Annotated in this window: 27 protein-coding genes; 16 read left to right on the plus strand and 11 right to left on the minus strand. The window is 61.9% G+C overall.

The annotated features are described in order from the left end of the window. Positions 1 to 39 precede the first annotated feature (39 nt). Both GTP69_RS09780 and GTP69_RS09785 read left to right on the plus strand, forming a co-directional pair. On the plus strand, positions 40 to 621 hold the full coding sequence (locus GTP69_RS09780) for a helix-turn-helix domain-containing protein (RefSeq protein WP_161054710.1): 582 nt from the start codon (positions 40 to 42) through the stop codon (positions 619 to 621). Beyond that, positions 618 to 1,163, plus strand: a complete 546-nt coding sequence (locus tag GTP69_RS09785) for a GNAT family N-acetyltransferase (protein WP_161054711.1) — start codon at positions 618 to 620, stop codon at positions 1,161 to 1,163. The genes GTP69_RS09780 and GTP69_RS09785 overlap by 4 nt, the downstream gene beginning before the upstream one ends. On the opposite strand, the gene GTP69_RS09790 is transcribed toward GTP69_RS09785, so the two are convergent. Beyond that, positions 1,160 to 4,261, minus strand: coding sequence for an NAD(P)-binding protein (locus GTP69_RS09790; RefSeq protein ID WP_161054712.1), 3,102 nt, complete (start codon positions 4,259 to 4,261; stop codon positions 1,160 to 1,162). The genes GTP69_RS09785 and GTP69_RS09790 overlap by 4 nt on opposite strands. Before the next feature lie 96 nt (positions 4,262 to 4,357). Between GTP69_RS09790 and GTP69_RS09795 the strand changes: the two genes are divergently transcribed. Further along, positions 4,358 to 4,999 (plus strand): phosphohydrolase, encoded by a 642-nt coding sequence (locus GTP69_RS09795; protein WP_161054713.1) that lies wholly within the window; start codon positions 4,358 to 4,360, stop codon positions 4,997 to 4,999. A gap of 14 nt (positions 5,000 to 5,013) precedes the next feature. Here GTP69_RS09795 and GTP69_RS09800 read toward each other — a convergent pair whose 3' ends face one another. Beyond that, positions 5,014 to 5,997, minus strand: a complete 984-nt coding sequence (locus GTP69_RS09800; RefSeq protein ID WP_161054714.1) for a hypothetical protein — start codon at positions 5,995 to 5,997, stop codon at positions 5,014 to 5,016. Positions 5,998 to 6,174: 177 nt separating this feature from the next. On the opposite strand from GTP69_RS09800, the gene GTP69_RS09805 reads away from it, so the two are divergent. The 5 genes from GTP69_RS09805 (at position 6,175) to GTP69_RS09825 (ending at position 10,622) form a co-directional block, all read left to right on the plus strand. After that, positions 6,175 to 7,323: a helix-turn-helix transcriptional regulator gene (locus GTP69_RS09805; RefSeq protein ID WP_161054715.1), complete on the plus strand. Its 1,149-nt coding sequence runs from the start codon at positions 6,175 to 6,177 to the stop codon at positions 7,321 to 7,323. Between the two features lie 148 nt (positions 7,324 to 7,471). Next, positions 7,472 to 8,095 carry a response regulator gene (locus GTP69_RS09810; RefSeq protein ID WP_202424362.1) on the plus strand — a complete coding sequence of 208 codons (624 nt, stop codon included), beginning with the start codon at positions 7,472 to 7,474 and terminating at the stop codon, positions 8,093 to 8,095. A 71-nt stretch (positions 8,096 to 8,166) separates the two neighbouring features. Next, positions 8,167 to 9,141, plus strand: a complete 975-nt coding sequence (locus GTP69_RS09815; protein ID WP_161054716.1) for an MBL fold metallo-hydrolase — start codon at positions 8,167 to 8,169, stop codon at positions 9,139 to 9,141. A gap of 141 nt (positions 9,142 to 9,282) precedes the next feature. After that, positions 9,283 to 10,020: a sensor histidine kinase gene (locus tag GTP69_RS09820; RefSeq protein ID WP_161054717.1), complete on the plus strand. Its 738-nt coding sequence runs from the start codon at positions 9,283 to 9,285 to the stop codon at positions 10,018 to 10,020. Further along, positions 9,999 to 10,622, plus strand: coding sequence for a response regulator (locus GTP69_RS09825; RefSeq protein ID WP_161054718.1), 624 nt, complete (start codon positions 9,999 to 10,001; stop codon positions 10,620 to 10,622). Before GTP69_RS09820 ends, GTP69_RS09825 begins: the two co-directional genes overlap by 22 nt. Position 10,623: 1 nt before the next feature. Here the strand turns inward: GTP69_RS09825 and GTP69_RS09830 are convergent, their stop codons facing one another. Next, complete coding sequence (locus tag GTP69_RS09830; RefSeq protein WP_161054719.1) at positions 10,624 to 11,310, minus strand: hydrolase; 687 nt, start codon at positions 11,308 to 11,310, stop codon at positions 10,624 to 10,626. A gap of 117 nt (positions 11,311 to 11,427) precedes the next feature. Here GTP69_RS09830 and GTP69_RS09835 point away from each other — a divergent pair, with 117 nt between their 5' ends. Next, the gene (locus GTP69_RS09835; protein WP_161054720.1) at positions 11,428 to 11,799 is read left to right on the plus strand and encodes a hypothetical protein; all 372 of its coding nucleotides are present in this window, start codon (positions 11,428 to 11,430) and stop codon (positions 11,797 to 11,799) included. A 5-nt stretch (positions 11,800 to 11,804) separates the two neighbouring features. Here GTP69_RS09835 and GTP69_RS09840 read toward each other — a convergent pair whose 3' ends face one another. Continuing rightward, positions 11,805 to 14,774, minus strand: coding sequence for a sensor histidine kinase (locus GTP69_RS09840; protein ID WP_161054721.1), 2,970 nt, complete (start codon positions 14,772 to 14,774; stop codon positions 11,805 to 11,807). Positions 14,775 to 14,972: 198 nt separating this feature from the next. Between GTP69_RS09840 and GTP69_RS09845 the strand changes: the two genes are divergently transcribed. Both GTP69_RS09845 and GTP69_RS09850 read left to right on the plus strand, forming a co-directional pair. After that, positions 14,973 to 15,335, plus strand: a complete 363-nt coding sequence (locus GTP69_RS09845) for a hypothetical protein (protein WP_161054722.1) — start codon at positions 14,973 to 14,975, stop codon at positions 15,333 to 15,335. 324 nt (positions 15,336 to 15,659) lie between these two features. Next, entirely contained in the window at positions 15,660 to 16,550 is an 891-nt protein-coding gene (locus GTP69_RS09850; RefSeq protein WP_161054723.1) for a PAS domain S-box protein, read from the plus strand. Between the two features lie 268 nt (positions 16,551 to 16,818). Here GTP69_RS09850 and GTP69_RS09855 read toward each other — a convergent pair whose 3' ends face one another. Then, positions 16,819 to 17,010, minus strand: a complete 192-nt coding sequence (locus GTP69_RS09855) for a hypothetical protein (RefSeq protein WP_161054724.1) — start codon at positions 17,008 to 17,010, stop codon at positions 16,819 to 16,821. A gap of 134 nt (positions 17,011 to 17,144) precedes the next feature. On the opposite strand from GTP69_RS09855, the gene GTP69_RS09860 reads away from it, so the two are divergent. Together GTP69_RS09860 and GTP69_RS09865 are read left to right on the plus strand one after the other, a co-directional pair. Beyond that, entirely contained in the window at positions 17,145 to 17,717 is a 573-nt protein-coding gene (locus tag GTP69_RS09860; protein WP_161054725.1) for a chromate transporter, read from the plus strand. Continuing rightward, the gene (locus GTP69_RS09865; RefSeq protein WP_161054726.1) at positions 17,714 to 18,301 is read left to right on the plus strand and encodes a chromate transporter; all 588 of its coding nucleotides are present in this window, start codon (positions 17,714 to 17,716) and stop codon (positions 18,299 to 18,301) included. The genes GTP69_RS09860 and GTP69_RS09865 overlap by 4 nt, the downstream gene beginning before the upstream one ends. A 50-nt stretch (positions 18,302 to 18,351) precedes the next feature. Here the strand turns inward: GTP69_RS09865 and GTP69_RS09870 are convergent, their stop codons facing one another. The 6 genes from GTP69_RS09870 to ssuE form a co-directional block, all read right to left on the minus strand. Next, complete coding sequence (locus GTP69_RS09870; protein ID WP_110849482.1) at positions 18,352 to 18,918, minus strand: YceI family protein; 567 nt, start codon at positions 18,916 to 18,918, stop codon at positions 18,352 to 18,354. A gap of 130 nt (positions 18,919 to 19,048) precedes the next feature. Continuing rightward, positions 19,049 to 19,876 (minus strand): ATP-binding cassette domain-containing protein, encoded by an 828-nt coding sequence (locus GTP69_RS09875; RefSeq protein ID WP_161054727.1) that lies wholly within the window; start codon positions 19,874 to 19,876, stop codon positions 19,049 to 19,051. 9 nt (positions 19,877 to 19,885) lie between these two features. Then, positions 19,886 to 20,644 (minus strand): aliphatic sulfonate ABC transporter permease SsuC, encoded by a 759-nt coding sequence (gene ssuC / locus GTP69_RS09880; RefSeq protein WP_161054728.1) that lies wholly within the window; start codon positions 20,642 to 20,644, stop codon positions 19,886 to 19,888. Beyond that, on the minus strand, positions 20,645 to 21,790 hold the full coding sequence (ssuD, locus tag GTP69_RS09885) for an FMNH2-dependent alkanesulfonate monooxygenase (RefSeq protein WP_202424372.1): 1,146 nt from the start codon (positions 21,788 to 21,790) through the stop codon (positions 20,645 to 20,647). Between the two features lie 17 nt (positions 21,791 to 21,807). Next, the gene (locus GTP69_RS09890) at positions 21,808 to 22,794 is read right to left on the minus strand and encodes a sulfonate ABC transporter substrate-binding protein (protein WP_161054730.1); all 987 of its coding nucleotides are present in this window, start codon (positions 22,792 to 22,794) and stop codon (positions 21,808 to 21,810) included. 9 nt (positions 22,795 to 22,803) lie between these two features. Next, positions 22,804 to 23,391, minus strand: a complete 588-nt coding sequence (gene ssuE, locus GTP69_RS09895) for an NADPH-dependent FMN reductase (protein ID WP_161054731.1) — start codon at positions 23,389 to 23,391, stop codon at positions 22,804 to 22,806. 199 nt (positions 23,392 to 23,590) lie between these two features. On the opposite strand from ssuE, the gene GTP69_RS09900 reads away from it, so the two are divergent. The 3 genes from GTP69_RS09900 to GTP69_RS09910 are packed head-to-tail and all read left to right on the plus strand — an operon-like array spanning position 23,591 to position 26,284. Then, positions 23,591 to 24,787, plus strand: a complete 1,197-nt coding sequence (locus GTP69_RS09900; RefSeq protein ID WP_161054732.1) for an acyl-CoA dehydrogenase family protein — start codon at positions 23,591 to 23,593, stop codon at positions 24,785 to 24,787. Next, the gene (locus GTP69_RS09905; protein ID WP_161054733.1) at positions 24,787 to 25,599 is read left to right on the plus strand and encodes a methionine ABC transporter ATP-binding protein; all 813 of its coding nucleotides are present in this window, start codon (positions 24,787 to 24,789) and stop codon (positions 25,597 to 25,599) included. Before GTP69_RS09900 ends, GTP69_RS09905 begins: the two co-directional genes overlap by 1 nt. Then, complete coding sequence (locus GTP69_RS09910; RefSeq protein ID WP_202424363.1) at positions 25,592 to 26,284, plus strand: methionine ABC transporter permease; 693 nt, start codon at positions 25,592 to 25,594, stop codon at positions 26,282 to 26,284. Before GTP69_RS09905 ends, GTP69_RS09910 begins: the two co-directional genes overlap by 8 nt. The last annotated feature ends 1 nt before the right edge of the window (position 26,285 follow it).

Raw genomic sequence — 26,285 nt, forward strand, 5'->3', positions numbered from 1 at the left:
CAGTTTACTGGACATGGATTTCCTGTAAAATGGAAATCCATGGACATCAACCTTCTCATTGCCCGCCGTCTGCGGGAACTGCGCGACGCCCAAGGGCTGTCGCTGGACGCGCTGGCGACCCGCAGTGGCGTCAGCCGCTCCAACATCTCGCTGATTGAACGCGGCGAGAGCAGCCCTACCGCAGCGGTACTGGACAAACTCGCCAGCGCGCTAGGCGTGTCGCTGGCCACCCTGTTTGAAGACAAAAGCGAAGACAGCGAGCCATCACCGGTGGCGCGCGTGGCCGAGCAGCCGGTATGGACCGATCCCGGCTCCGGCTATATGCGACGCAGCCTGTCGCCCTCCGCGCCGTCGCCGCTGCAACTGGTCGATGTGGTCTTCCCGGCCGGTCAACGCGTGGCCTACGACAGCGTGCCGCACAACGCCGACATTCACCAGCAAGTGTGGATGATCGAAGGCGCAATGGATATCAGCGCCGGCGACCAGCAATGGCGCCTTGAAGCCGGCGACACGCTGGCCATGCGCCTGGACCGACACATCGTCTACCACAACCCTACCGACAAGCCGGCGCGCTATCTGGTGGCGCTGGCCACGCAAGCCACTACCCGGAGAAATCCATGACCGCCATCGACGCCGATATCGTCATCCGCCGCATCAGCACCGACGAAGCGCGCGAACGCGCAGCCCCGCTGGCACAGGCATTGGCCGATGTCTTGATCGATTGCGTGGAAGGCGGCGCCTCGGTCAGCTTCATGCTGCCGTTGGCGCGCGAAAAAGCGCTGGAGTTCTGGCAAGGCGTACTGCAAGCCGCCGCTCGCAAGGAACGCGTGCTACTGGTGGCGGAAACCGCAGGCCGCATCCTCGGCACCGTACAGCTAATCACCGCGCAACCGGACAACCAGCCACACCGCGCCGATGTCGCCAAAATGCTGATACACCGCGACGCCCGTCGCCGTGGCCTCGCTGCCCAACTGATGGCCGCCGTTGAACAGGCAGCGCGCGACGAAGCCAAGACCGTGCTGGTACTGGACACCGTCACCGGTGGCGACGCCGAACGCCTGTACCAACGTGCCGGCTGGCAGACCGTCGGCACCGTGCCCAACTTCGCGCTGATGCCGGATGGCGCCTACTGCGGCACCACCTTCTTCCACAAGCAGCTTTAGAAGTCAGTCTCGCCTTCAATGACAGCGGGATAACCGCTGATCGCGCGCGAGGCCTGCATGCCCGCCATCACCGCCGCCTCCACGCAGCCGGCATTGATGCCGGTCTTGATCCAGTCGCCCGTCAGGAACAGATTCGAGAAGCCTGATTGGTCGGTGCGCAGCCGATACTTGGTCGAGCCGACCACCGACATCACGTAGCGCTCGGACGGATCGACATTCGCCCGCCAGTACTGCGCATCGAAGCGCTGCACGCCAGTGGCCTCGCTACCGTCCACCAGCCATTGCCACGGGAACGCGCCCGCCGGCCCGGCCGCCGACCATAGCGACGCAATCTCCTTGCTCAACTGATTAATCGCACCCTGCTTCGCCACTTCCGCCATCTCAGCCGGGAAGCCATGCACGCTGGCAGGCGGATAGCTATCCACCGTCAGCGCACTACAGAAGTAGGACACATTGCGCGGATCGAGCGGCGCCGGCCAGTCCTCGCGCTCCAGCAGCTGATCCATCGGCGCCCACGTATCAAACGGCTCGGTGAAACCACTCAACACCGGCTGCTGGCCGCCCGGCTGATACGCCCAGCCCATCTGTTTCAGATCCTTGTCCAGCCAGACCTGATAGGCTTGCGTGGCCACCGTCTGCACTTTCTCCGACGTCGTCAGCAGCGCCGGGCTTTGCGCCAGCAACTGCGGGCATAGCACCGGCAAGGAACCGATCGAAATCCCGAACACCACCTGATCGAAATCCACGCCGCGCTTCAGCGTTACTGTTGGCAGCTCCTTGCCGAAGGCTTCGCGGTACACCTCCGGCCAGTCGGTCCAATGCGACTCCAGGTTGATTTCCTTGGCCTGCAGCAGTTGCGCCTGCAGCTCGTCAATCTGCGGATACAGCGGTGCGCTCGGCCAGCAATCCAACCCTTTTACCGGCACCAGCGGATCGTAATCGGCGCCTGCCAGCTGCACCTGCTGCGTCATGCGGATGCTGCCGATCTGCGCGCCATCCGGCACCAGCTCCTCCACCTTGTGGAAGAACTTGAACTTCACGCCCCGCTTCAACAGCGCCTGATACAGCGGCGTAAAGATGGTATCGCCCATCCCCGCCTGCATCTTGAACATGATGCCGCCCTTGTAGGCCAGGCCGATGCGCGCCATGGAGCGCAGCATGGTGCCGGCTTCCGCGTTCGGCTTGTCGAAATGACCTCCTTCGTATGCGAAGATCAGGTCATAGAAACCGCGCACCGGCGCCGAATTCACGGCCAGTTGCTCATCGCCGCCATGCTTGCGCAGCCAGTCGCGAAAATCGATATCATTGATCACATCGAAGCCGTTGCGTATCACGCCATCCTCAAACACGCCCTTCATGATGGTCATGCCGAGGTCCAGGCAGATGAACAGGCGGCGGATATCGTCAGCGACATCACCATCTGCGCGCGCAATCAGCTTATCGTAGCGCGAATGCAGCTTGCTGCGCACGCCCGCCATGGCGCCGGCCAGCGCCAGATGCTGGCCCTTGCTCGCATCCTCCGCCATGTTGAACACCATGCCGGACAAGGCGCCCGCCAGCAGCGATACATCATCCATCAACTCTGACGCCGACGATGTCACGCCTTCGGCCAGGTGATACAGCCAGTCCGGAATGATGCCGGTATGGTGCGGATGCGGCGCCAGCTCCATCTCCTTGGTGAGATGATCCAGGCTGCGTATCCACTGTTCGATCCAGCTGACCATTGCCACGGCCATCTGCCACAGCGTGATCTTCTGATCGCCCTCTCCCGGTTCGCCCGGCAGCGTCGGGAACGTGATCGACCAGTTGTGCCATTGGTCGCCGACCTTCTCGGACAAGGCCAAGTAGTCCTGCTGCCTGAAGGCGTCGCGCCAGGTGGCCAGCGGCGCGCCGGGCGGACGATCCAGCGCCGCATAGGCGGCCTTGATCATCCTGAACGCGTTCGAGTAAAAGCCGAACCAGATGTGCAGGCCATGTTCCTCGATGCGCTGGCCGTATGCCGCATTGCGCCCGCTGGCGCCCTTGCCGCCCAGTCGCCAGCCTTGCTGGTAGACCGTGATGTCGTAGTTGTTCTGCCAGCCCGGTTGATCGGTCAGATAATAGGCCGTGGTCATGGCGCTAACGCCGCCGCCGAGGATCGCAATCTTCTGCGGTGCGACCGACGAGTTGTCCACCAGCTCCTCACCCGGCTGCGCGGTGAAATCGAAATTCAGGTAGTACGGCAGGATGGCTTGCTGCGCACCGAGTTGAAGACCCAGCGTATCGTTGAGCGGGAAGCTGTCGAAGGCGTGCAACACCGCTTCGTAATCATGGCCCAGCAGTTTGCCGCCGTGGATCTTGTCGATGGTCGCCGGCGCCGCCAGAATGGCCTGGTACACCGCCTTCAGCCCAAAGCTGTCCGGGAACTGCTTGAGGAAGATCTGATCGATGCGCGGATTGCGCAGCAGGGAGATGATGTCCTCCCAGCCGGCGATATCCATGTTGAAAAAATCGGGAATGGACGCGAACAGTTCTATCGCCTGCTCGATCAACTCCAGCAGGCTGCCGATTTCCCGTTCGTCGCCGTTGGCCTGCGTGGGGGTCACCTCCAGCAGCGGATGCAGCGCGATCTTGGTCTCCGGCGAAAACGGATGGAAGCCCTTGGCCGACAAGGCGCAGCGCTGCGCACCGATCTCGTATTCGCACAAATACTTGGGATAACCGAACAGTTCGCGGCCATTAATCAGCGCCATCGCATCGTCCACGAAGATGTGCGCCGGGTAGTAGTAAATGTGCGACAGCTCGCCGTCGTCGTCCATGGCGCCGACCATGATCCAGGTGACGATATCGATCTCCGTGATCCAGCCCTTGGCGTGATCGACCGGCGCCGCGGAGTCGGCATGGTTCACCTGCGTGAAGGTGATCAGCACATACGGCGAGATCGCCTTGAAGCGCATGCGCGCGCCGGCCACCGCGTTCAGCGTGCCGTCCAGCGTGGCCTGCAATTTCGCCAGGTCGCCCCTGACGAAGAAGCCGTACATATCAGCGTTTTTCAATTGCAGCGGTGAATGCATCATCACCGAGCCGCCCTGGTAAATGTAGTGAGGTCTGGTCGCCATAGTCTGGAGAAAGAGGTTGAACTAGACCTTTAGTGTATGTGAAATTCCGCACATATTGCCAAAAATAAATCGCCGAATGGCGGTGTAGAATGAAGCATGGCCAGAGATCATCACGAACACCGCGCCTGGGTGCGCATGCCGTCCGGACGGCGCCTCGATTTGCTCGACCCCACGCCCTTCGACTGGGACGATAGCGACCTGGCGTTGGGGCTGGCGCGCACCTATCGCTGGGGCGGCCATTCGGCGTGGCCGTTGCCGCTGTCGGTGGCGCAACACTCGCTAACGGTGATGCACGTGCGCATCGCTGCCTGCACTGCAGCTGGCCTGACGCTACCGCCGCTGGCGGCGCTGCGCGAACTGCTGCACGATGCCGAAGAAGGCCTGCTGGGCTTTGACTGCATCTCGCCGCTCAAGCCTTTTTTGGGTGATGCCTTCAAGACCCTGTCGCAAAAACTCGACGCCGCCGTCTTCCTGCGCTACGGTCTGCCGGGCTGGACCGCAAAAGAATACGCCGCCCACAAACTCGCCGACCGCCTGGCAGCCGCCAGCGAAGCAGTCCACATCGCCGGCTGGTCCGCCACGGAAGTACAGCAGACGCTGAAAATCACCGTACCACCGCTGCACGACGACCCACTGCACGCCATCTACGGCGGCACGCCGTGGGAACCGTGGCCGCCCGCCCTTGCCGCCGAGCGCTTTCTGGCTGAGCTGGAGCGCCTCAAGCTGCTCAGCGCCTAAGCCCCTTTTCGTCGTCAAAAGAAGCGCGCTATATTATTGTCAATCACCTTGGTGATTATCCCAATCCGTCCCTCAGCGCCATGGGCTGCCTGCTCGTGCGCCGTCGCAGGCGTGGCTGGCGTTGGACCTTCTTCCCCACCGCCGCAACTTCCCGGATGCGCTCCCCTAGCACCACCGCGTCCGGATGGGCCGGAAGTCCCTGCGTAGCCGCCTTGGCCCACCGCGCCGGGATTAAGCTCGAACGCCGCATATGAAAGCGCCACCCACGCGTCATTCGGACCTATTAGTACCACATCTGCTCCAGAAGCTGCATTGCCGCCGCGTCCACCAGCCCCGCCTTGTCCGCCAATTCCACCAGGTCCGCCATTACTGGCGCTATGCTTACAGCCGTCGAAAAGGCCACCGCCCATTTCACCGTCGCCACCATCACCGCCGTCTCCGCCAACACCGCCCTGGCCGCCATTGGTGCCATTACTGCCTGAGTAACCGTTTGCGCTCACGGACAATTTCAATGCAGCGGGGATAGGTTGGCTTTGCTTGTCGGCGACGCCGCCACACACGATATATAGTTTTGGAGTGGCCGGCGCATCGTCACCTTTTTGACCGTCGCTACCACGCGCGCCATCCGTTCCACGTGGACCATCGTAAGTGACTCCCGCCTTTCCCCCTTTCGCAGGCGTGGGTGGTGGTGGTGGCGGTTGATATACATTGGCTTGCCAATCAACAGTAAGCTTCAACGTGGCATCTTTATTTGTGTCCACGAACTGCAGTTGATTCATCACAATGGCAACCCAGGGATGATCGTAATCGCTGAGGATGAGTTTGGAATTAGGCTGAAATGTTACGACACCAGCTTTTAGAACTTGGCCACCGAACGCTCGTATGCCGTTTACCGAAAATAATTCACCCTGCGATGCGGCGGCGCTGATGGCTGCCTGCACTTCGGCAGGAAACAAGCCTGGCTTGATATCGAGTACTGGGATATTGTCATCTGGCATGGTCTTCTCCTCATAAAAGTCGCTTAGCAATGGATTTTTTGATGGAGTTTGCTCGATAGCGAATCGGTATCCATCGGTGGTGAGCGTAGAATCAAGAGCGTGTCACGTCATCATTCATCTGAATGAATTGGTGTGGTTTATTTTGCGTGCGCCTTCTCGGCGGATGGGAGAGCAACCATGACGAATCTCGCACGCCTTGCCGACAGCGCTGTCGAACAATTTTATGAGGGCGTGACATCACCTGCGGCATGGCAAGACGCTTTAAATTCGCTACGTTTAATTGCCGCAAGCACGCACGTTGCCTTGACCACTTGGGAACGGACACGCAACATAACCGTGCTACATGAAAGCATGGAGTTGCCGCCAAAGTGCCGCCAGCAATTTTCCGATTATTACCATGTGCTTGACCCCACACGCGACAACATCGACCGGATCGCTGTGGGTGGCTGGTATATCGACCATCAGCATTTGAATACGCAGATGATGGGCCGTAGCGCTTTTTATCAGGAATTCATGCGTGACTATGGACTTGAGTCAATCATTGCGACGCCACTAGCTCGCAACGACACAGGCGATAGTTTTCTGGTGTTTCAGTTTGGCCTGAAACAGGCATATTCCTGGCATGCGTCCCCGGAACTATGTGAAGTGCTTCCACATATTCGACGCGCCTTACTTCTACGTCGCCGCTTTAGCGCGCTCACCATTGAAAAATCGATATGTGCGGATCTACTCGCCGGTCTGCAAACGCCGCTGTTGGTGGTGGATGCAAGTGGTCGTATTGCGCTGGCAAATAAGGCGGCCGAGACAATTGTGAAAAAGCATCGCTGTATCAACAGTGCAGCGGAGCGTCTTGCTCTCACAGGTATCGACGGCCCTCGCCTGGCTCGTTTGCTGGTGCACGCCTGCGGCGGCGCCGCGCGCCGCGTGGCCGGGGCCATGCTTGCCGGGCGTATGGATGGCGCACCGCTGCAGATCCTTGTCGCGCCTTTACCGGAACGGCACGCACCTTGCGGCGGCGGCCGCGCTCAGCTTGCGCTAGTTTTGCTACATGACGGACATACGCCACGCGACACGCCAGCGTTACTGCTACAGCAACTGTACGGCGTGACTGCTTCAGAAGCACGCATTGCGCTGGGTGTGTTGCACGGCGCCACACCAAGTTCATTGGCTGCTAGCTCGGGCGTTTCCATGGCCACCATCCGAAGCCATTTAAGTGCAGTGTTCCACAAAACCGGCACCCGCCGTCAGGCCGAACTGGTGCACCTGCTCGAAGCATTGTGCATGATCGAGGTGACTGAGACCACCCCAGTGATCGGATGCGCTTGAGCACTTGAGCGCTTGACTGAACATTCTGACAGCTGAAACATCAACGCTGCCACGCGGATGCGCGCGCCGCCTATACCAACGTATAACTATACGCAGCGGCCAAGGTTGACGAGAATGACTTCATCAACCTCACCTGGAGATCCAGACCATGAATACCGCATCCGTTCTCATTGCCGACGTCCACCCGCTGATCCGCGCCGGCATGGCCGCCTTGATCGAGTCCGACGGCAAGTTCACGCTGCTGGGCCAGGCCTGCGACGGCCAGGAAGCCATGGAGATGTGCGACCGCCTGCACCCCGACCTGCTGCTGATGGACCTGAACATGCCGGGCTGCGACGGCGTCGAAGCCATCGGCCGCATCCGCGCCCAGCATCCGGACGCCAAGGTCATCATCCTCAGCGGCCACGACGGTGAAGACGATGCCGACCGCAGCATGCGCGCCGGCGCCCACGCCTACATGCTGAAAAGCGCCCCGCTCGACGACTTGATGACCTGCATCCACGCCGTCCTGCAAGGCAAGAAATTCATGATGCCGGAACTGGCCGTCAAGCTGGCCAGCCGCATCCACGGCAACCAGCTGACCCCGCGCGAACGCGACATCCTGATGCACCTGGCCACCGGCATGAGCAACAAGGTCATCGCCCGCGCCGCCGGCATCGGCGTTGGCACGGTCAAGTTCCACGTCAAGAGCATCATGTCCAAACTCAACGTCTGCACCCGCACCGAGGCCGCCATGGTGGCCGCCAAGCGCGGCCTGGTCCACCTGAACTAATCTAATAGCCAGTAGCCGCGGGCCACTGCAACGCCTAGTATGCTGGCTTTACGCCTGTCACTGGAGAGACTATGTTTGCATTCCCGCGCCGCTTGATGGCGGCCTGTCTGCTGGCTTATGCCGGCCTGGTCCACGCCGCCGCGCCGATGGCCAAGAGCCAGGCGCCTGGCTACTACCGCATCATGCTGGGCGACTTTGAGGTGACCGCGCTGTCCGACGGCACCCATCCGTTCCCGGTGGATACCGTGATGACCAACATCACGCAACAGCAAGCCTTACAGGATCTGGCTGAGGTCGACCTCAAGCTGCCTGTGCAAGGCTCGATTAACGCCTTCCTGATCAACACCGGCAGCAAGCTGATCTTGGTGGACGCCGGCGCCGGTGCGCTGTACGGTCCGTGCTGCGGCAAGCTGATGGCGCATCTGCGCGCCGCCGGCTACCAACCGGAGCAGGTGGACGAGGTCTACCTGACCCACCTGCACAAGGACCATGCCGGCGGCATCATGCGCGACGGTCAGGCCGCCTTCCCCAATGCCGTGCTGCGCCTGTCGCAAGCCGAGGCCGATTACTGGCTGACGCCGGCCAACAAGGCCAAGGCGCCGGAGTTCCTGTCGACTTTCTTCGATGCGGCGCAGGCGGCGGTAGCGCCGTACAAGGCGGCCGGGCATTACCAGCCATACAAGGACTTCGGCCCGCTCGAACCCGGCATCGAGGCGCTGCCGGCGCCCGGCCACACGCCAGGCCACGCCGCCTATCTGGTGCAGAACAAGTCGCAGCAGCTGCTGATCTGGGGCGACATCGTGCACGTGGCCGGCATCCAGTTCCCCCATCCAAGCGCCACGCTCAAGTACGACAGCAGCGAGCCGAATGCGCAAGCCACGCGCGCGCGGCTGCTGGCACTGGTCACCGGCAAGCAACTGATGGTGGCCGCAGCCCACATCGCTTTCCCCGGCCTCGGCCATATTCGCCAGCACCAGGGCGAGTATCAATGGTTGCCGCTGAACTACGATGAGACGCCCGCAAGCTCCCCAAGCATTAATCCATAGCAATAAGTAGAAATGGCTAGCAATAAGCGACTAACCCTATCGGGTATGCCGCTTATTGCAAATCTGCCGTATGTCCCTCTTCCGGCCTATCCTGCATGATGTGTGTTGACGCAAACTGTTTAACATCACTGGAGCTGCAGCATGGCAAGTATCAAGCCCACTCCCGATCTGCGACCGGCGCGCATCAATGCGCTGGGCGAATTCGCCGCTTCCATCGCGCATGAAGTCAAGCAGCCGCTGGCGGCTGTGACGCTCAACGCGCAAGCCTGCCTGCACTGGCTGGCGCAGGACCCGCCACATCTGGACCAGGCCCGCTCCGCGCTGCGCATGGTGCTGGAGGCCAGCACCGCCGCGTCGGCGATGGTGCGCAGCCTGCACGGCATGGCGTGCCAGGCCGCGCCGCAACGGACCTCGCTGGTGGTCAACGATGTGGTGCGCGACGTGCTGCAACTGCTACGCAGCGAGTTGCGCCGACAATGCATCACCGTGACCGAAATCTATGCCCCGGACTTCCAGCTGCATGCCGACCGTGTGCAACTGATGCAAGTCGTGATGAATCTGATCGTCAACGCCATCGAGGCGGCGCGCGATCTGCACGACCGCCCGCGTATGCTAACGCTGCACACCGCGTTGGCCGATGACGGCTTGCGCATCAGCGTGGCCGACAACGGCGTCGGCATTGTGCCGGCGCTGGCCGAGCGGATTTTCGATCCGCTATTTTCCACCAAGCCTGGCGGCACCGGCATGGGCCTGGCGATCTGCCGCAATATCGTCCAGTCGCACGGCGGCCGCATCTGGAATGAACCCGGACAACCGCACGGCACCGTTTTTCACCTGAGTTTCAAGGAGTACACCTTATGGACCCCATCTCGATCCTGATCGCGGATGATCACCCGCTGATCCTGGCCGGCCTGACTTCGCTACTGGCGACGCTGCCGGAATTCCGCGTGGTGGCGCAAGCCACCGACGGCCTCGAAGCAGTCGCACTATACCGCCAGCACCGGCCGGACGTGGTCATCATGGACCTCAGCATGCCGCGCCTGAACGGCGTCGAGGCCATCGAGCAGATCCGCGCCGAGGACAGCAGCGCCAGCATCGTCATCCTCACCACCTACCAGGGTGACGAAGACGTCTTCCGCGGCTTGCGCGCCGGCGCCAAAGCCTACCTGCTGAAGGACGGCGACTCGCGGCAACTGGTCGACTGCCTGCGCACTGTGGCCAGGGGCCAGCAATTCTTGCCGGCCGAAGTGGCCAGCAAGCTGGCCGAGCGCAAGGCCACCAGCCAGCTGTCGCGGCGCGAACTGGACATCCTGGCCCACCTGGCTACCGGCAAGAGCAACAAGATGATTGCGCGCAGCGCGGACATCGAAGTCGGCACCGTCAAATTCCACGTCAATAATATTCTGGCCAAACTCAACGTTGCCAGCCGCACCGAAGCCGCCACAGTGGCGGCCCGGCGCGGCTTGCTCAGCGTGTTCTAGCTTACTTGGCCGGCACTGCCGCCAGCACCTTGTGTTGGGTGCTGGTGCGTTCCGGCGCTTTGTGCACCATGGTGTAGGCGTAGTCCACGCCCATGCCATAGGCGCCCGAGTGTTCCTTGGCGATGGCCATCACGCCATCATAGGTTTCGCGGCGGGCCCAGTCGCGCTGCCATTCCAGCATGACTTGCTGCCAGGTGACAGGCACTACGCCAGCCTGGATCATGCGCGCCATGGCCTGGTCGTGCGCTTCTTTCGAGGTGCCGCCGGAAGCGTCCGACACCATGTAGATTTCGTAGTCGCCTTCCAGCATGGCGCACAGGGCGAAGGTGGTGTTGCAGACTTCGGTCCACAGGCCGGCCACGATAACTTTTTTCTTGCCGTTGGCCTTCAGTGCATCGCGCACTTTCTGGTCGTCCCACGAGTTCATCGACGAACGTTCCAGGATTTCTTTCTCTGGGAACACGTCCAGCAGTTCCGGGTAGGTGTGACCGGAGAAGGCTTCGGTTTCCACGGTGGTGATGGTGGTCGGGATATTGAACACCTTGGCTGCCTTGGCCAGTGCCACGGTGTTGTTCTTCAACACCTGGCGGTCGATCGACTGCACGCCAAACGCCATTTGCGGCTGGTGATCGATGAAGATCAGCTGGCTGTTTTGCGGCGTCAGGACTTCTAATTTCGGATTGCTCATGATGGTGTTTCCATGTGGTGTAAAGGGAAAATCCATCTTAGGGGGTGAAAGCCGCAAACACCACTCATCTAAATATAGGCGTCGCACCGATCTTGCCTCTGCTAAGATAAGCGCACCATGAAGACACAACTCAATGACCTGACTCGCGCCCTGCGCGACCTGCACAAACAATTGATCAACCTGGAAACCCAGTATTTCGGCGCCGTCGGCAGCCCGCTGGAGCATTTGCAGCTGATTACCAACCACCCGCATTTCGCCTGGCTGCAAAAACTGTCCGGCCTGATGACACAAATCGACGAGCGCCTTGATGATCCGGAGCCGGTCACGCGCGAAGAAGCCAAGGCTTTCCGCCAGTCGCTGGAAATGCTGATCGGCCCGTGCGAGGAAGGCGACCAGGAATTCCGCGCCAAGTACAACGCGCTGCTGCACGACGGTCCGGAACTGGTGATGGCGCATGGCGCCGTGCGCAAGCTGCTGGCGCAGATGTAAGCTGCTTAATTGAACCAGCGTTTCCAGCGCGCCTGCCCGGCGTAGGCGCGCGCGGCCGGCACGATCAGGCGCACGCGGACGCCACCGCTGTCGCGGTTGTCTAGCGTTAACTGGCCGCCGACGCGGTTGGCGCGCTCGAACAGCCCGGTCAAGCCCCAATGACCGGAGCTGCCCTTGTTCAGGATCGCCGGCTCGATGCCCTTGCCGTCGTCCAGCACCTGCAGGCTGAACTGGCCGGCGCCATAATGTAATTCCACTTGTATCGATGCCGCATCGGCGTGGCGGAAGGCATTCATCAGCGCCTCGCGGCCAATGCTGTAGATTTCGCAGGCCGCCAGCTCTTGCATGGCGCGCGGCGTTCCCTGCGTGCGCAGGCTGAACACGGCGCGATGGCTTTCCTCCAGCACTTCCCCCACCAGCAGCAGGCCGCGCGTCAGGTCGCCGTCGCCCATTGCGCCGGAACGCAATTCCTGCAACTCGTCACGCCCCTCTTCCATCACCTTGTCCGCCATCCGCAGCACGCGTTCGATCTTGGCGCGCGCCGGCGAATCGGCCGCCAGGCCGCCAAGCGCAGACTGGAAGCTCAGCGTCAGGCCGTGCACGCTTTGCAGGAAACTGTCGTGCAGCGCGCGGGCGATGCGTTCGCGCTCAGCCATGCGGGCGGCTAAGCGCAGCGTGGCCTGGCGCAACCATAAAAGATACAGCAGGTACAACACACCGGCCGTCGCCAGCGCGGCCAGCACGTAGAACAGCGGCGTCTGCATAAAGGTGGGCAGGATGCGCACCGTCATGCTGGATTCGTCCGTGCTCCACTGGCCGAACTGGTCTACCGCCACCACGCGGAAACGGTACTCGCCCGGTCCGAGATTGGTATAGGAAACGGCGCGGCGCATGCCGGGGTCTTGCCAGTCGGCGTCCACGCCTTCCAGCCGGTAGCGGAAACGCAGGCCATCCGGCATGGTGTAGCTGAGCGCGGTGTATTCGATGCGGAACGAAGTGGTGCCCGGCGCCAGTTGCAGCGGCTGCGAAAAATCGAGATAGCGTTTGCCTTGCGCCACCAGCGTCTGCAATTTGACCAGCGGCGGCGACGGCGGCGCGTAGCTGCGCGTGCTGTCGAGGCGGGCGATGCCGCTGACGCCGGCAAACCACAGCTGGCCGTCCTTGTCGGCGATCGCACTCTGCAAGCGATTGGAAATGGCGGCAAAGCCGGGGTAGCCGTCCAGCACGCCAAACAGCACGTACTTGAGCAGGTGGCCGGGCTGGCTGATGGCGGCCGCCCAATCGGCCGCGCGCACCAGCACCACGCCCTTGCTGCCGTTGAACCAGCGGTCGCCATTGGCCGAGATCGCCATCCCGGAGACGCGCGACAGCGCATCCGCATCGGCGGTATTCAGCCGCTGGAAGCCTGTGCCGCTGAGCACGGCGAGGCCGGCGTTGCCACCGATGACCACCTCCGGTCCGGCATGCACAAAGGTGATGGTGCCGACATCGCCGTCCGGCTGCGGCGCGTAACGCGTGAGCCGGCCATTGTCGTAATGGACGACCAGGCCATCGTTATAGCCGAACCACATGGTGCCCGGCGCGTTGGCAGCACCGGCTGCGGCAAACGCAATGCCGGCTGGTATGCCGAGCTCCGCCTGCGTCATCCATTTACCATCCAGCCGGCGATACAGGCCACGCCGCGACATGGCCAGCCACAGTGCGCGGCGGTCGTCCGTGATGCGCATGGCCTCGACCACGCCGTGCTCCAGCAGCCCTTCCGGATAGGCGATGATTTCGCGCGTGTTGCCACGCCGGCGTTCGATATGCTGCGGGCCGCCGCGCAACAGCGAACCATCGGCGCCGTTGGACAGTGAACCGTAATCGGTTGGTTCGCCGCGCTCCAGCAGCCTGGCGCGGCCGTCGGCGTTCAGCTGCCACAGTTCGTTGGTGGGCTTGCCCAGCACCAGCGCCCGTCCTGCCTCATCCAGCGCAAAGCTGAAAAAACGCTCGCCGCCCGTCAGCCGCACCGGGGTCAACCGGTTATGGCGGAAGCGCTCCACGCCCGACGAGGTGCCGATCCAGATACTGCCGTCGCGATCCTCGAACACCAGGTTGCCGGTCAGGCTGCTGACCTGCCATGGCTGGTCCAGCCTGCTGTCCGGCTTTGCGGTCGGCGAATAGATGCCGTTGGGCCGCTGGCCAATACCGTCGGTGCGGCAGATGCCGGGACAATTCAGTGCCCAGTAATTGCCATCGCGGTCGAACAAGCCGTTTTCCTGCCCTTCGCCCAGCACCAGACTATCGGGGCGCGGCAATTGCGGTCCCGTGTGTTGGGATGGCACGGCGATCAGCTGCTCGTGCGTGTCCAGCCACAGCCGGCCGTCCGGCGACTCGCTCAGGTTGACAGCCTTGTAGCCGCTCAGCACGGCGCGGAAACGCTTGGCGCCAGGCGCCAGCACCATCAACTGCTCGCCGGCCGCCAGCCAGACTTGCCGATATTGGTCGATCAGGATGTTGGACACGCGTCCTGGCGGCAACCCCATCTCGGCACCGACTTCGCGCCAGGCGCCCTGTCGCAGTTGCAGCAGACCGTCATTGGTGGCGGCCCACACCATGCCGTCGTCATCCTTGATGACGTTGATCACGCCGCCCATCAGAATGGGGCCGAGGCGCGCGGGAAAATGGGTGAGATGGCCGTGGCTCAGCAGGCTGACGCCACCGAAGATGTAGCCGATCAGCAGGTCGCCATTGCGTAATGCCTTGAGCGCCGTCACCGGCCGGTTGGGCATGGCTTCGCCTGGCAGCGCCTCAAAACGCTGGAAACGCAGGCCGTCAAAGCGGTACAGGCCGTTGCTGCTGCCGATCCACAGCCAGCCGTCGGCAGTTTGCGCCATGGCGCCGATCTCGCCGGGAGCGCCATCCTTGCCGGTCCAGATATCGTGATGGTAATCGCTGAGCGCGACCTTGCTATCCAACGCCCACGCGCGCGGCATGAAGAGGGCCAACACCAATAACAACGGGAAAAGGCGGCGGCTCACAGGTGGGCAATTAGTTTGTTGATGAGACTTATATGATAGACGAAAATTTAAGTATAAGTAAAATCTATCGCAAATATAGATACAATAAATTTTACCAATCAACGTGGAGCCGTTAATCTGGTCACAAGTTTCCACAGATTAGAGAGCACGATCATGCACATCAAAGCCCGCCTTCACTCCCTGCCACTGCCGATCAGCGCCATTGCCCTGCTTGCCGCCCTGGTGCTGGCCAACCTTGACTACCAGACAGCCGGCTGGGTGCTGTTCGGCGCCGGTATAATCGGTTGGGTCCGCTTCGACGCCAAACAGCTGCTGAAAGCCGACCGCTACGGCCTGTCGCCCGCCTTGGCGCTGCTGGCCTACCCGGCCCTGGCAGGCGACCAGGCCAACGTCAGCATCACCTTTGCGCTGGCCTTGCATGCGCTGGTGGTTTTCCTTATCCTGACCAGCCGCCATCTGTCAGAAGACATAGCGCAAGCATTTTCTCAGCAAAAAGGGATAAACCAGCGTATTTAAAGTGGTTTTTCCAGATATCCACATCAACTGTGGATAAGGGTGTGAATAAGCGCCTCTTGACAGCCAAGAAGCCCTGTAACGGCGGGCTGTACAACAAAATGCCTAATCCACAGGCAGATTTTTTCTCTCGTAAAATCAACGACTTACAAATTGTAAAAACTTGACGGCGAGCGTATTTCGGCGGACTTGAAAATAAGTTTTCTGTGCATAAGTGGGAAGCGTGACACCGTTGTTACGCCACACCGGGAATCCTTTGACAAAAGTGCTGGCAAGGAATAGTGTCACTCTGGAGTGCGGCTAGTTCGACTTACCATGGGAACCTGCATGAATCAGAACGACGACGATACCGATTGGATGATAGAAGACGAGGCGCCGGGCAGCCAGGTCCGCAGCGGCAGCGCCAATGCCACTCCAGCGCCGCCGCCATGGCGGGTGCTGATCGTGGACGATGATGTCGATGTACACGTGGTCACCAAATTTTCGCTCAGCAATGCCTGCTTCCAGGGCCGCCGGCTGAGCTTCCTGCACGCCTATAGCGGTGAGGAAGCGCTCAACGTGCTTCGCAACACGCCGGACATCGCGCTGGTGCTGCTGGATGTCATCATGGAGACCAGCGACGCCGGCCTGCATGTGGCGCGCCAGATCCGGGATACCCTGCATAACAACCTGGTCCGCATCGTGCTGCGCACCGGCCAGCCGGGCCAGGCGCTAGAACACAGCATTATTCTCGATTACGACATCAACGATTTCTGGTGCAAGACCGACCTGACCACGCGCAAACTGTTCACCACGGTGATCTCGTCGCTGCGCGCCTATGCAGGACTGGAAGAAGCGCATCGCCGCACGCAGGCGCTGCAAGTGGAGCTGGATGCGGCGCGCAAGCTGCTGGCCGCGGTCGACCAGCACGCGGTGATCGCCACGCTGGATGGTCGCGGCCACATCACGTCAGTCAATGACAAGCTGTGCGCCGTATTCCAGTACAGCCGCGAGGAACTGCTGGGCGCCGACGCGCGCCTGCTGCACGCCCCGCCCTATCCGCAGGACCAGCTGGCCGACGCGCTACAAGCGCTCAAAGACGGCGAAGCATGGACCGACGTCATCACCACCTGGCGACGCGACGGACAGGAAGTGCGCCTGCGGGTAACGGTGACCGGTGACAACGGCGGCGCCATCATCGTCGGTAGCGTACTGCAGGCGCTAAAAGTTCCGCTCTGAATTCCGCCTTAAGTTTGGCTTAAGTCCCGGATTCTAGTGGCGTTTTTCCAGATATCCACAAATGCTGTGCATAACTATGTGGATAGCCCCCCATTGACAACGGATACAGCCTGTAACGGCGCGGTTTTCTACAAACTGCCCGTCCAACAGGCAAAACCAATCGCCTTAAAAATCAATGACTTACAAACTCACGGATTGTAACGCGAAAAGTTTTCAAAAAAATTCTTGCCAACATGATTTGTGCATAAGTAAACGCCGGGAAGGCATATCAATGCGTTACTTCCCGGCGTTGGTCCGGGTGTAGCAACACCCGTTCGATCACCTTGGGATCGACGTTGTGCGACTTCATGTATTCGATCGCACATACGGTATTAAAACTGGATTGCACCAGGATGCCGCGGTTGACGACTGCGCTGCATTCTTCGTTGTGGCGGGACTGCTGGACGAGCGAGACATTCATCATGATCCTTGCGAGAGTGGAGAGGCTGCCGCCCCGATCTGTGATGCGCTCAACGAGTATGGACGACGACCGGACAAAGTCAATGTCAGGCTCCTATCATTCCGCAATTAAAATGTTCCGTTCTATAATGCGGGATGACTGACGAGCGCCCTCGCCCTACTTCCCTGCTGGATCTGTTCATCTCGTTCACCCTTCTTGCGCTGCAAGGATTTGGCGGCGTGCTGGCGGTTGTCCAGCGCGAGATGGTCGAGCGCAAGCGCTGGCTGACGCAGGAAGAATTCATCGAAGACTGGGCGGTCGCACAGATCATGCCCGGCCCCAACGTAGTCAACCTGTCGCTGATGATCGGCGACCGCTACTTCGGCCTGCGCGGCGCGCTGACGGCGCTGGCAGGCATGCTGTGCGTGCCGCTGCTGGTGGTGCTGGGCCTGGCCGTGCTGTACGCGCACTACGGCAACCATCCGGGCGTGGCGGGTGCGTTGCGCGGCATGGCGGCCGTCACCACCGGGCTGATCACAGCCACCGGCGTCAAGCTGGGGGCGGCGCTGCGCAAGCATCCACTGCCAGTCTGGCTGACCGGGCTGATCGTACTGGCCTGCATGGGCTTCGGCCTGCTGCTGCACCTGCCGCTGGCCTACACGCTGCTGATCCTCGGCGGCCTGAGTTTTGCGCTGACCTGGCGCAAGCTGAAAAAGACAACGCCATGAACGACGCCCCCATCCACATCGTGCTGACGCTGGCGGACTGGATCGGCCTGTTCGGCCATTACATGCTGCTGTCGTTGATGTCGATCGGCGGCGCGGTATCGACCTCGACCGAGATGCACCGCTACCTGGTAGTGGAACATCATTGGCTGACGCAAGCGCAGTTCAATAACTCGCTGGCCATCGCCCAGGCCGCGCCTGGCCCCAACGTGCTGTTCGTCGCGCTGATGGGCTGGAATGTGGGCTTGAATGCCGGCAGCTACGTGGCCGCGTTGGCGGGCGTGGCGGTGACCATGCTTGGGATTCTGATACCAAGCACCACGCTGACCTACTGCGCCGCGCGCTGGGGCCACAAAAACCGCGAACTGCTGGGTGTGCGCGCCTTCAAGCAAGGCATGGCGCCGGTGGTGGTCGGATTGATGATCTCGGTCGGCATCATCCTCGCATCGGCCGGGGGCGACGCCGCAACCGACTGGCCGCTGTGGCTGATCTCACTGATCGCCGGCCTGCTGATCTGGCGCACCCGCATCCACCTGCTCTGGCTACTGGCCGCAGGCGCACTGATCGGCTGGTTCCTGCCACAATAAAAAAAGCCCGATCCCACGCGGGATCGGGCTCCTCATTCAGCGAGTGCCGATTATTCCTTGATGGCTTCGATAGCGAAGGTCAGGGTCACGTCGTCGCCAACGTTTGGTGCGTAGGCGCCGGCGTTGAATTCGGTGCGTTTGATTTTGGCGGTGGCGTTGGCGCCGCAAGCCAGTTTCTTGGCCATTGGGTGGTCAGCGCATTTGAAGTTGGTGATGGTCAGGGTCACTGGCTTGGTCACGCCCTTGACGGTCAGGTTGCCTTCAACGGTCGATGGCTCGTCACCTTTGAAGTTGACCTTGGTCGACTTGTAGGTGATGGTTGGGAACTTGGCGGTGTCCAGGAATTGCTCGCCCTGGATGTGGCCGTCGAACAGTTTCGAACCGGTGTCGACCGATTTAGCGTCAATCGTTGCTTCTACCGAACCAGTCTTGGCAGCGCGGTCCAGCGTGACCTTGGCGGTGGTGTTGTTGAAACGGCTTTGCTGATTGCTGAAGCCAAAGTGGCTGTAGCTGAAGCTGGAGAAGGTGTGGTTAGCGTCGGAAACGAAGGTATCAGCAGCGGCAAAGGCGGACAGCGAGAAACCAGCGGCGATCAGCAGGGCAACGATTTTTTTCATTTAGAAACTCCTAGAGTGGTGAACAAGATTGTTCGAGTGAGGACGATTATGCGCGCCACATCTAAAGTTGTAAAACGAAAAATTTACCGCCTTACTATCGATAAAATCGATTGTATCGGAATTATTACCCTCAGGCAGCCGCTGCGATATTGCTCTCGGCCGGCGTTTGATTCAGGATGCGGCCCAGCAAGCGCTGTTCCAGCGCGGCAAACGCCGCATTCCCCCGTCCGCGCGGACGCGGCAGGTCGACTTTCATGTCCAGCGTGATCCGTCCTTCCTCGATCAGCACCACGCGGTCGGCCAGCGCCAGGGCCTCCTGCACATCATGCGTCACCAGCACGGCGGTGAAGCCGCGCGACAACCACAGCGACTCGATCAGCTGCTGCATCTCGATCCGCGTCAGCGCATCCAGCGCACCAAGCGGCTCATCCAGCAACAGCAACTGCGGCTCGTGCAGCAGCGCGCGCGCCAGGGCCACGCGCTGACGCTGGCCGCCGGACAACTCGGCCGGCCAGTCGTTCGCGCGCTCGGCCAGGCCGACCGTCGCCAGCGTGGCCGCCGCCGCGTTCAGGGAACGCGGCAGGCCGATCGCCACATTCTCCAGCACCGTCTTCCACGGCAGCAGGCGCGCTTCCTGGAACATGATGCGGATGCTGGACGCCAGATTGCCGGCGCCGACCTTGACGCTGCCCTTGTCGGTGGTCTCCAGCCCGGCAATCGCGCGCAGCAAGGTGCTCTTGCCGCAGCCGCTGCGGCCGACGATGGCGACGAATTCGCCCGGATGCAGCTCCAGCTGCACATCATGCAGCACCTGGCGCGCGCCGAAGGATTTGCTGACACTCTCCAGATTCAGCGCCACGCCCTGACGGCGTGCCGCCGGCGCCGGTGATGCCTTGGTCCAGGTAGCGCTCTCGCGCGGCAGCGCGCCGGTATCAAATAAACTGGTAGAAATAAACATGCGATCTCCTTAACGGTAAGCCGGATTCCAGCGCAGGAAGTGCTTCTCCAATCCGCGCGACACCAGGTCAGCCGCCTTGCCCAGCAAGGCGTACAACAGAATCCCGACCAGCACCACGTCGGTTTGCAGGAACTCGCGGGCATTCATCGTCATGTAGCCGATGCCCGCTTGCGCCGAAATGGTTTCCGCCACAATCAGCAGCACCCACACCAGGCCGAGCGAAAAACGCACGCCAACCAGGATCGATGGCAGCGCCGCCGGCAGAATCACATCGCGATACAGCGGCCAGCCGGACAAGCCGTAACTGCGCGCCATCTCGATCAATCCCTGGTCCGCCGACCGGATGCCGTGAAAGGTGTTCAGGTACACCGGGAAGAACACGCCCACCGCCAGCAGGAACAGCTTGGCCGTTTCGTCGATGCCGAACCACAGGATCACCAGCGGAATCAGCGCCAGCGCAGGAATATTGCGGACCATTTGCAGCGTCGTATCCAGCAGCGTCTCGGCGCGGCGGAAGCTGCCGGTCAGCAGCCCAAGCGCCAGGCCCAGGCCAGCGCCGATGGCGAAACCGATGATCGCGCGCCACAAGCTGGTACGCAGGTGCACCCACAGCTCGCCCGATACCGCCAGCGTCCAGAAAGCCTTGGCCACCGCCCACGGCTCCGGCAGGATGCGGCTCGATAGCCAGCCCAGTTGCGACGACGCCTGCCACACCACGATCAGCAGCACCGGCAATGCCCAAGGCGCCCATACACTTTGCTTCTTCATCTACGCGGCCTTCTTCTTGGGCAGGATATCGCTGGCCATGATCTCGCCGAATGGGCCGGTCAGCGATTGCTCGCCGTGGTCCTTGCCCTTGCCCAGCAGCGGGAACACCAGTTCCGCGAAACGATACGATTCTTCCAGGTGCGGGTAACCCGAGAAGATAAAGGTCTCGATACCCAGGTCGGCGTATTCCTTGATACGCGCGGCCACGGTTTCGGGGTCCCCCACCAGCGCGGTTCCGGCGCCACCACGCACCAGTCCCACGCCGGCCCAGAGGTTGGGGGATACTTCGAGCTTGTCACGGCGGCCACCGTGCAAAGCTGCCATTCGTTGCTGTCCTACCGAATCCATTTTGGCGAACGACGCCTGCGCCTTGGCGATGACTTCATCATCCAGATTGCTGATCAACTCATCGGCGGCGCGCCAGGCCTCTTCATTGGTTTCGCGGACGATGACGTGCAGGCGGATGCCGAATTTGACCGTGCGACCACGCTTGGCGGCGCGCGCGCGGATGTCCTCCAGCTTCGCCGCCACGGCGGCAGGCGGTTCGCCCCAGGTCAGGTAGACGTCCATCTGCTCGGCCGCCAGTTCGTGCGCCGGCTCCGACGAGCCGCCGAAGTATAGCGGCGGATACGGCTTTTGCACCGGTGGATACAGCGTCTTGGCGCCTTTCACCGTAATGTGCTTGCCTTCGAAATCGTAACCCTTGTCGCCGCCCTCACCGGCCAGTGACGCGCGCCATACGCGGATGAATTCATCCGAGATTTCGTAGCGCTTGGCGTGGTCGGCATACAGTCCGTCGGCTTCCAGCTCGCCCTGGTCGCCTCCAGTGACGACGTTGATCAGCAGGCGGCCGTTGGACAGACGGTCAAAGGTCGACGCCATGCGCACCGCCAGGCCCGGCGTGGTCAGGCCAGGCCGGATCGCCACCAGGAACTTGAGATTCTGTGTGACGTGGATCAGCGACGACGCCACCACCCACGCGTCTTCGCACGAGCGGCCGGTCGGCAGCAGCACGCCGTCATAACCCAGCGTGTCGGCGGCCACCGCCACCTGTTTCAGATAGTTGGCGTCGATGGCGCGCGCGCCCTTGGAGGTGCCGAGGTAGCGGCTGTCGCCGTGGGTCGGAATAAACCAGAACAGATTCAGAGACATCGTTGACTTCCTTATTGCGCCGCCAGCTGTTTGGCCGGCAGGGTTGCGTCCTTGACCGCGATCGGTTTCGGGATCAGTTTCAGATTCGAGAAAGCGTCCGCGACTTTTTGCTGTTGATCCAGCACGTCGGCGCTGATCGGCTTGACGCCGTAGCTGTAGCGCGAGGCGGCCAGCGCCACGATGTCGATATCCAGTCCGGTTTGCGCCGACAGGATCTGCGCCACGTCCTTCGGATTCTTGGCGCCCCACTCATCAACCTTGGCGATTTCTTCCAACACGATGCGGACGATGTCGCTGTTCTTTTCAGCGTACGGACGCGCGGCCAGGTAGAACTGGTGATTCGCGACCAGCCCTTTGCCATCGGCCAGCACGCGTGCGTTCAGCTGCTTCTCGGCGGCGGCCAGGAACGGATCCCAGATCGCCCACGCATCCACGCTACCGCGCTCAAACGCCGCGCGTGCATCGGCCGGCGGCAGGTAGACCACTTCGATATCCTTGTAGCCCAGTCCCGCCTTTTCCAGCGCCTTCACCAGCAGGTAGTGGACGTTGGAGCCTTTATTCAATACGACCTTCTTGCCTTTCAAATCGGCCAGGCTGCGCAGCTTGGAATCCTTGTGCACGACGATGGCTTCGCTGCCGGGCGACGGCGGCTCGTTGCCGACATAAACCAGGTTGGCGCCAGCCGCCTGCGCAAAGATCGGCGGCGCTTCGCCTACCGTGCCGAAGTCCACGCTGCCGACGTTGAGGCCTTCCAGCAGCTGAGGGCCGGCCGGGAATTCGGTCCACTTTACGGTGACGTTGCGCGAGGCCAGGCGCTGCTCCAGCGTGCCGCGGCCTTTCAGCAGCGTCAGCGTGCCGTACTTCTGATAGCCGATGCGGATTTCCTGCTTGGCCGGCGTCTGCGCCTGCGACTGGCCTGCGCCGGCCGCCATCACGCCCGCTGCAAACAGCAGGCCGAGGGTATGGCGGCGCGAGGCGCGTTTCTGTTCGATGCTCATGGTGTCTCCTTAGCGCGCCAGCCGCACGGGCTGCGCCTGCGTGACGAAGACATCATCCGGCTGCTGGCGCAGCGCGTTCAGACATGCCGACAGCGCATCCACGCCGGCCTGTACGCGCCAGGCGATGGCCGGATCGACCGTCAGGCCGCTGACGTCATTCCACACCAGCTGCTGCGAGGTGGCGTAAATACTGGTGAAGACCTGGCGCGCGTCCAGCGCGTGCAGCACCGGGCGCAGCGCATAGTCCAACGCCAGCATGTGCGACTGGCTGCCGCCGGTGGCCAATGGCAGCACCAGCTTGTCCTTCAACCCGTCCTGCGGCAGCAGGTCCAGGAAGGCTTTCAGCACGCCGGTGTAGGAGGCTTTATAAATAGGGGTGGCAATCACAATCGCATCCGCTTCGGCCACGGCGTCTATCGCGCGCTTCAGCGTCAGGTCGGCGAAGTCCGCATGCAGCAGCGCCTTGGCCGGCAGGTCGCGCACTTGCAGCTTGCTGTGACGGTGGCCGAGCGCAGCCAGCTTGTCGCCGACGTGATCCAGCAAACGGCCGGTGCTCGAGGGCGCTGCCGGGCTGCCGCTGAGTAGAAGAATGCTCATGGTCCTATCCCCTGTTTTTTTGATGGTGGCGCTTAGCATAAATCCGCCCCATTCAATTCAAAACGAATAGTTTTGCGCTTCTATATGCAAAATCCATAGCATGAGTTTTTCGCATAAGGAAAGCCGGAATTCTTCGTGTACTGAGTTTAGAGCGGTCGTCATACTGGCAAGACCGATTTCTCTAATTAGTGGACATACCATGTCTCAAGCCGTACTTAAAACGTCGCACGACCGTGCGCACGACCCGCTGCAAGTCGCGGCCGAACTGGCGCAGCGGCTTGCAGCAACCGCCAATGCGCGCGACCAGGCCGGCGGCCACGCGGCGCAGGAGCGTGAATGGATACGCGAATCCGGCCTGCTGACGTTATCGATCCCCACCGCTTACGGCGGCCAGGGCGTCGATTGGCCGACGGTCTATCAAGTCATCCGCATCCTGGCCCGCGCCGACAGCGCGCTGGCGCACGTCTTCGGCTTCCACCATCTGCAACTGGCCGGGATTCAACTGTATGGCAGCGCGCAGCAGCAGCGCCGCTTCCTGACGCAGACCGTGGATCAGAATCTCTTTTGGGGCAACGCCCTCAATCCGCTCGACAAGCGCACCCTCGCCACGGATGCCGACTACGGTTTCCAGCTGGACGGCATCAAGAGTTTTTCGTCTGGCTCGGTGGGGTCGGACTGGCTGACCATCTCGGCCTGGCACGAAGAGTCGCAGTCGGCGCTGATCGGCGTGGTGCCGACGCGCCAACATGGCGTGGCGGTGCAAGCCGACTGGGACGCCTTCGGCCAGAAGCAGACCGACAGCGGCAATGTGCATTTCAATCAGGTGTCTCTGCCGTCTACGCAGGTGCTGCAAGCGCCGGGCGTGAAAGCGACTGCACAGGCCACGCTGCGCTCGCAGGTGGCGCAGCTGATCATGGCCAATCTGTACCTCGGCATCGGCGAAGGCGCGTTTGAAGCAGCGCGCGCCTACATCGCCAAGGAGGCGCGGCCCTGGTTCGCCTCCGGCGTGGAGAAAGCCGGCGCCGATACATTGATCCAGCATCGCTTCGGCCAGTTGTGGCTCAAGCTGCGGCCTGCCTCGGTGCTGGCCGACCATGCGGCGCAGGAGCTGGACCGCTTGTTCCGCCTCGGCGCGGCCGTCACGGCGCAGCAGCGCGGCGAGCTGGCGGTGTCGGTGGCGGAGGCCAAGGTGCTGGCGCACCAGGCGGGCGTAGATGTCAGCAACGATATCTTCGAGCTGACCGGCGCCCGCTCCACTTCCGCCAAATTTGGCTACGACCGTTTCTGGCGCAACGTGCGCGTGCATACCCTGCACGATCCGGTCGATTACAAAATCCGCGACCTCGGACGCTATGCGCTCGACGGTACGCTGCCTGAACCTACTGCTTATTCCTGATGACTACTCCCCTGATTCGCATCGAGCATGCGAGCAAAGCGTTTGGCGATTTTCACGCGGTGCGTGATGTGTCGCTGGACATCGGCCAAGGCGAAATCTTTGGCCTGATCGGCAAGAGCGGCGCCGGCAAATCGACGCTGCTTCGCTTGATTAACCTGCTGGAGCGGCCGGACCGGGGCGCGATCACGGTCGATGGCCGTGAACTGACGTCGCTGTCCAAGCGTGACCTGCGCGACGCGCGCGCCAATATCGGCATGATCTTCCAGCAGTTTAATCTGCTGCAGAATGCGACCGTGTTTGATAACGTCGCCTTCCCTTTGCACATCCATGGCGGGCAAAGCAAGCAGCAGATCGCCGCACGCGTGCGCGATTGCCTCGATCTGGTGGGGCTGACCGAGAAGACGGACAGCTATCCGGCGCAGCTGTCGGGTGGCCAGAAGCAGCGCGTCGCGATTGCCCGCGCGCTGGCCAGCAAGCCGGCGGTGCTGCTGTGCGACGAGCCGACGTCCGCGCTGGACGCGGAAACCACGCGCGCGCTGCTTGGCACGCTGAAGGACATCAACCAGCGGCTGGACGTGACGATCGTGATCGTCAGCCATGAGCTGGACGTGATCGGCGAAATCTGCGACCACGTCGCAGTGATCGAAAACGGCGCCATCGCCGAACAATTCGCGCTGGACGATGCAGCCAGCCTGGTAGCCCCGCGCCACACGGCGCTCGGCCGCGAACTCGCCGCCGCCGTCGCCAACCGTGCATCCGCCGCCAACGCGCTGGCGGCCATCGCCCCACTCACGGAGACCGCCCATGTCTGAACTCCTGTCCTCGCTGGGCGCCTCGGCCAACGCCATCTTCGCCATGCTGCCCGAAATGTGGGAAGCGCTGGGCCAGACACTAGTCATGCTCGGCATCGGCCTGACGGCCGCGATCCTGATCGGCGGCCCGCTCGGCATCATGCTGTTCCTGGTGGGCGACGGCCAGTCACTGCAAAACCGCCCTGCCGCATTGGTACTGGGCTGGCTGGTGAACACCGTACGCTCCTTCCCGTTCATTATCCTGCTGGTGGCGCTGGTGCCGTTCACGCGCATCATCGCCGGCACCTCCATCGGCCCGCTGGCCGCCGCCGTGCCGCTGTCGTTCGCCGCCATCCCCTACTTCGCCCGTCTGGTCGAACAAAACCTGCGAGAAGTCCCGCGCGGCGTGATCGAAGCCGCCCACGCCATGGGCGCTTCGGAATTCCAGATCATCCTGCGCGTGCTGCTGGTGGAAGCCCGCTCCGGCCTGGTGCTGGCGCTGACCGTGCTGTCGATCAGCTTCCTGTCGTATTCTGCGGTGGCCGGCGTGGTGGGCGGCGGCGGCATCGGCGACCTCGCCATCCGCTACGGCTACTACCGCTTCGAAACCGACATCATGGTCGCCACCGTCGCCATCCTGATTCTTATGGTGCAGGTGATCCAGTTCACCGGCAACCGCATCGCAAAACGCATCGACAAACGCTAAA

It is taken from the genome of Duganella levis (genome assembly GCF_009857605.1).
Lineage (GTDB): Bacteria > Pseudomonadota > Gammaproteobacteria > Burkholderiales > Burkholderiaceae_D > Rugamonas > Rugamonas levis.

Bases quoted from the DNA above. Each gene is read 5' to 3' on its own strand.
- GTP69_RS09780 (WP_161054710.1), top strand. From the start codon at position 40: ATGGACATCAACCTTCTCATTGCCCGCCGTCTGCGGGAACTGCGCGAC.
- GTP69_RS09785 (WP_161054711.1), top strand. From the start codon at position 618: ATGACCGCCATCGACGCCGATATCGTCATCCGCCGCATCAGCACCGAC.
- GTP69_RS09790 (WP_161054712.1), bottom strand. From the start codon at position 4,261: ATGGCGACCAGACCTCACTACATTTACCAGGGCGGCTCGGTGATGATG.
- GTP69_RS09795 (WP_161054713.1), top strand. From the start codon at position 4,358: ATGGCCAGAGATCATCACGAACACCGCGCCTGGGTGCGCATGCCGTCC.
- GTP69_RS09800 (WP_161054714.1), bottom strand. From the start codon at position 5,997: ATGCCAGATGACAATATCCCAGTACTCGATATCAAGCCAGGCTTGTTT.
- GTP69_RS09805 (WP_161054715.1), top strand. From the start codon at position 6,175: ATGACGAATCTCGCACGCCTTGCCGACAGCGCTGTCGAACAATTTTAT.
- GTP69_RS09810 (WP_202424362.1), top strand. From the start codon at position 7,472: ATGAATACCGCATCCGTTCTCATTGCCGACGTCCACCCGCTGATCCGC.
- GTP69_RS09815 (WP_161054716.1), top strand. From the start codon at position 8,167: ATGTTTGCATTCCCGCGCCGCTTGATGGCGGCCTGTCTGCTGGCTTAT.
- GTP69_RS09820 (WP_161054717.1), top strand. From the start codon at position 9,283: ATGGCAAGTATCAAGCCCACTCCCGATCTGCGACCGGCGCGCATCAAT.
- GTP69_RS09825 (WP_161054718.1), top strand. From the start codon at position 9,999: ATGGACCCCATCTCGATCCTGATCGCGGATGATCACCCGCTGATCCTG.
- GTP69_RS09830 (WP_161054719.1), bottom strand. From the start codon at position 11,310: ATGAGCAATCCGAAATTAGAAGTCCTGACGCCGCAAAACAGCCAGCTG.
- GTP69_RS09835 (WP_161054720.1), top strand. From the start codon at position 11,428: ATGAAGACACAACTCAATGACCTGACTCGCGCCCTGCGCGACCTGCAC.
- GTP69_RS09840 (WP_161054721.1), bottom strand. From the start codon at position 14,774: ATGCCGCGCGCGTGGGCGTTGGATAGCAAGGTCGCGCTCAGCGATTAC.
- GTP69_RS09845 (WP_161054722.1), top strand. From the start codon at position 14,973: ATGCACATCAAAGCCCGCCTTCACTCCCTGCCACTGCCGATCAGCGCC.
- GTP69_RS09850 (WP_161054723.1), top strand. From the start codon at position 15,660: ATGAATCAGAACGACGACGATACCGATTGGATGATAGAAGACGAGGCG.
- GTP69_RS09855 (WP_161054724.1), bottom strand. From the start codon at position 17,010: ATGAATGTCTCGCTCGTCCAGCAGTCCCGCCACAACGAAGAATGCAGC.
- GTP69_RS09860 (WP_161054725.1), top strand. From the start codon at position 17,145: ATGACTGACGAGCGCCCTCGCCCTACTTCCCTGCTGGATCTGTTCATC.
- GTP69_RS09865 (WP_161054726.1), top strand. From the start codon at position 17,714: ATGAACGACGCCCCCATCCACATCGTGCTGACGCTGGCGGACTGGATC.
- GTP69_RS09870 (WP_110849482.1), bottom strand. From the start codon at position 18,918: ATGAAAAAAATCGTTGCCCTGCTGATCGCCGCTGGTTTCTCGCTGTCC.
- GTP69_RS09875 (WP_161054727.1), bottom strand. From the start codon at position 19,876: ATGTTTATTTCTACCAGTTTATTTGATACCGGCGCGCTGCCGCGCGAG.
- ssuC (WP_161054728.1), bottom strand. From the start codon at position 20,644: ATGAAGAAGCAAAGTGTATGGGCGCCTTGGGCATTGCCGGTGCTGCTG.
- GTP69_RS09890 (WP_161054730.1), bottom strand. From the start codon at position 22,794: ATGAGCATCGAACAGAAACGCGCCTCGCGCCGCCATACCCTCGGCCTG.
- ssuE (WP_161054731.1), bottom strand. From the start codon at position 23,391: ATGAGCATTCTTCTACTCAGCGGCAGCCCGGCAGCGCCCTCGAGCACC.
- GTP69_RS09900 (WP_161054732.1), top strand. From the start codon at position 23,591: ATGTCTCAAGCCGTACTTAAAACGTCGCACGACCGTGCGCACGACCCG.
- GTP69_RS09905 (WP_161054733.1), top strand. From the start codon at position 24,787: ATGACTACTCCCCTGATTCGCATCGAGCATGCGAGCAAAGCGTTTGGC.
- GTP69_RS09910 (WP_202424363.1), top strand. From the start codon at position 25,592: ATGTCTGAACTCCTGTCCTCGCTGGGCGCCTCGGCCAACGCCATCTTC.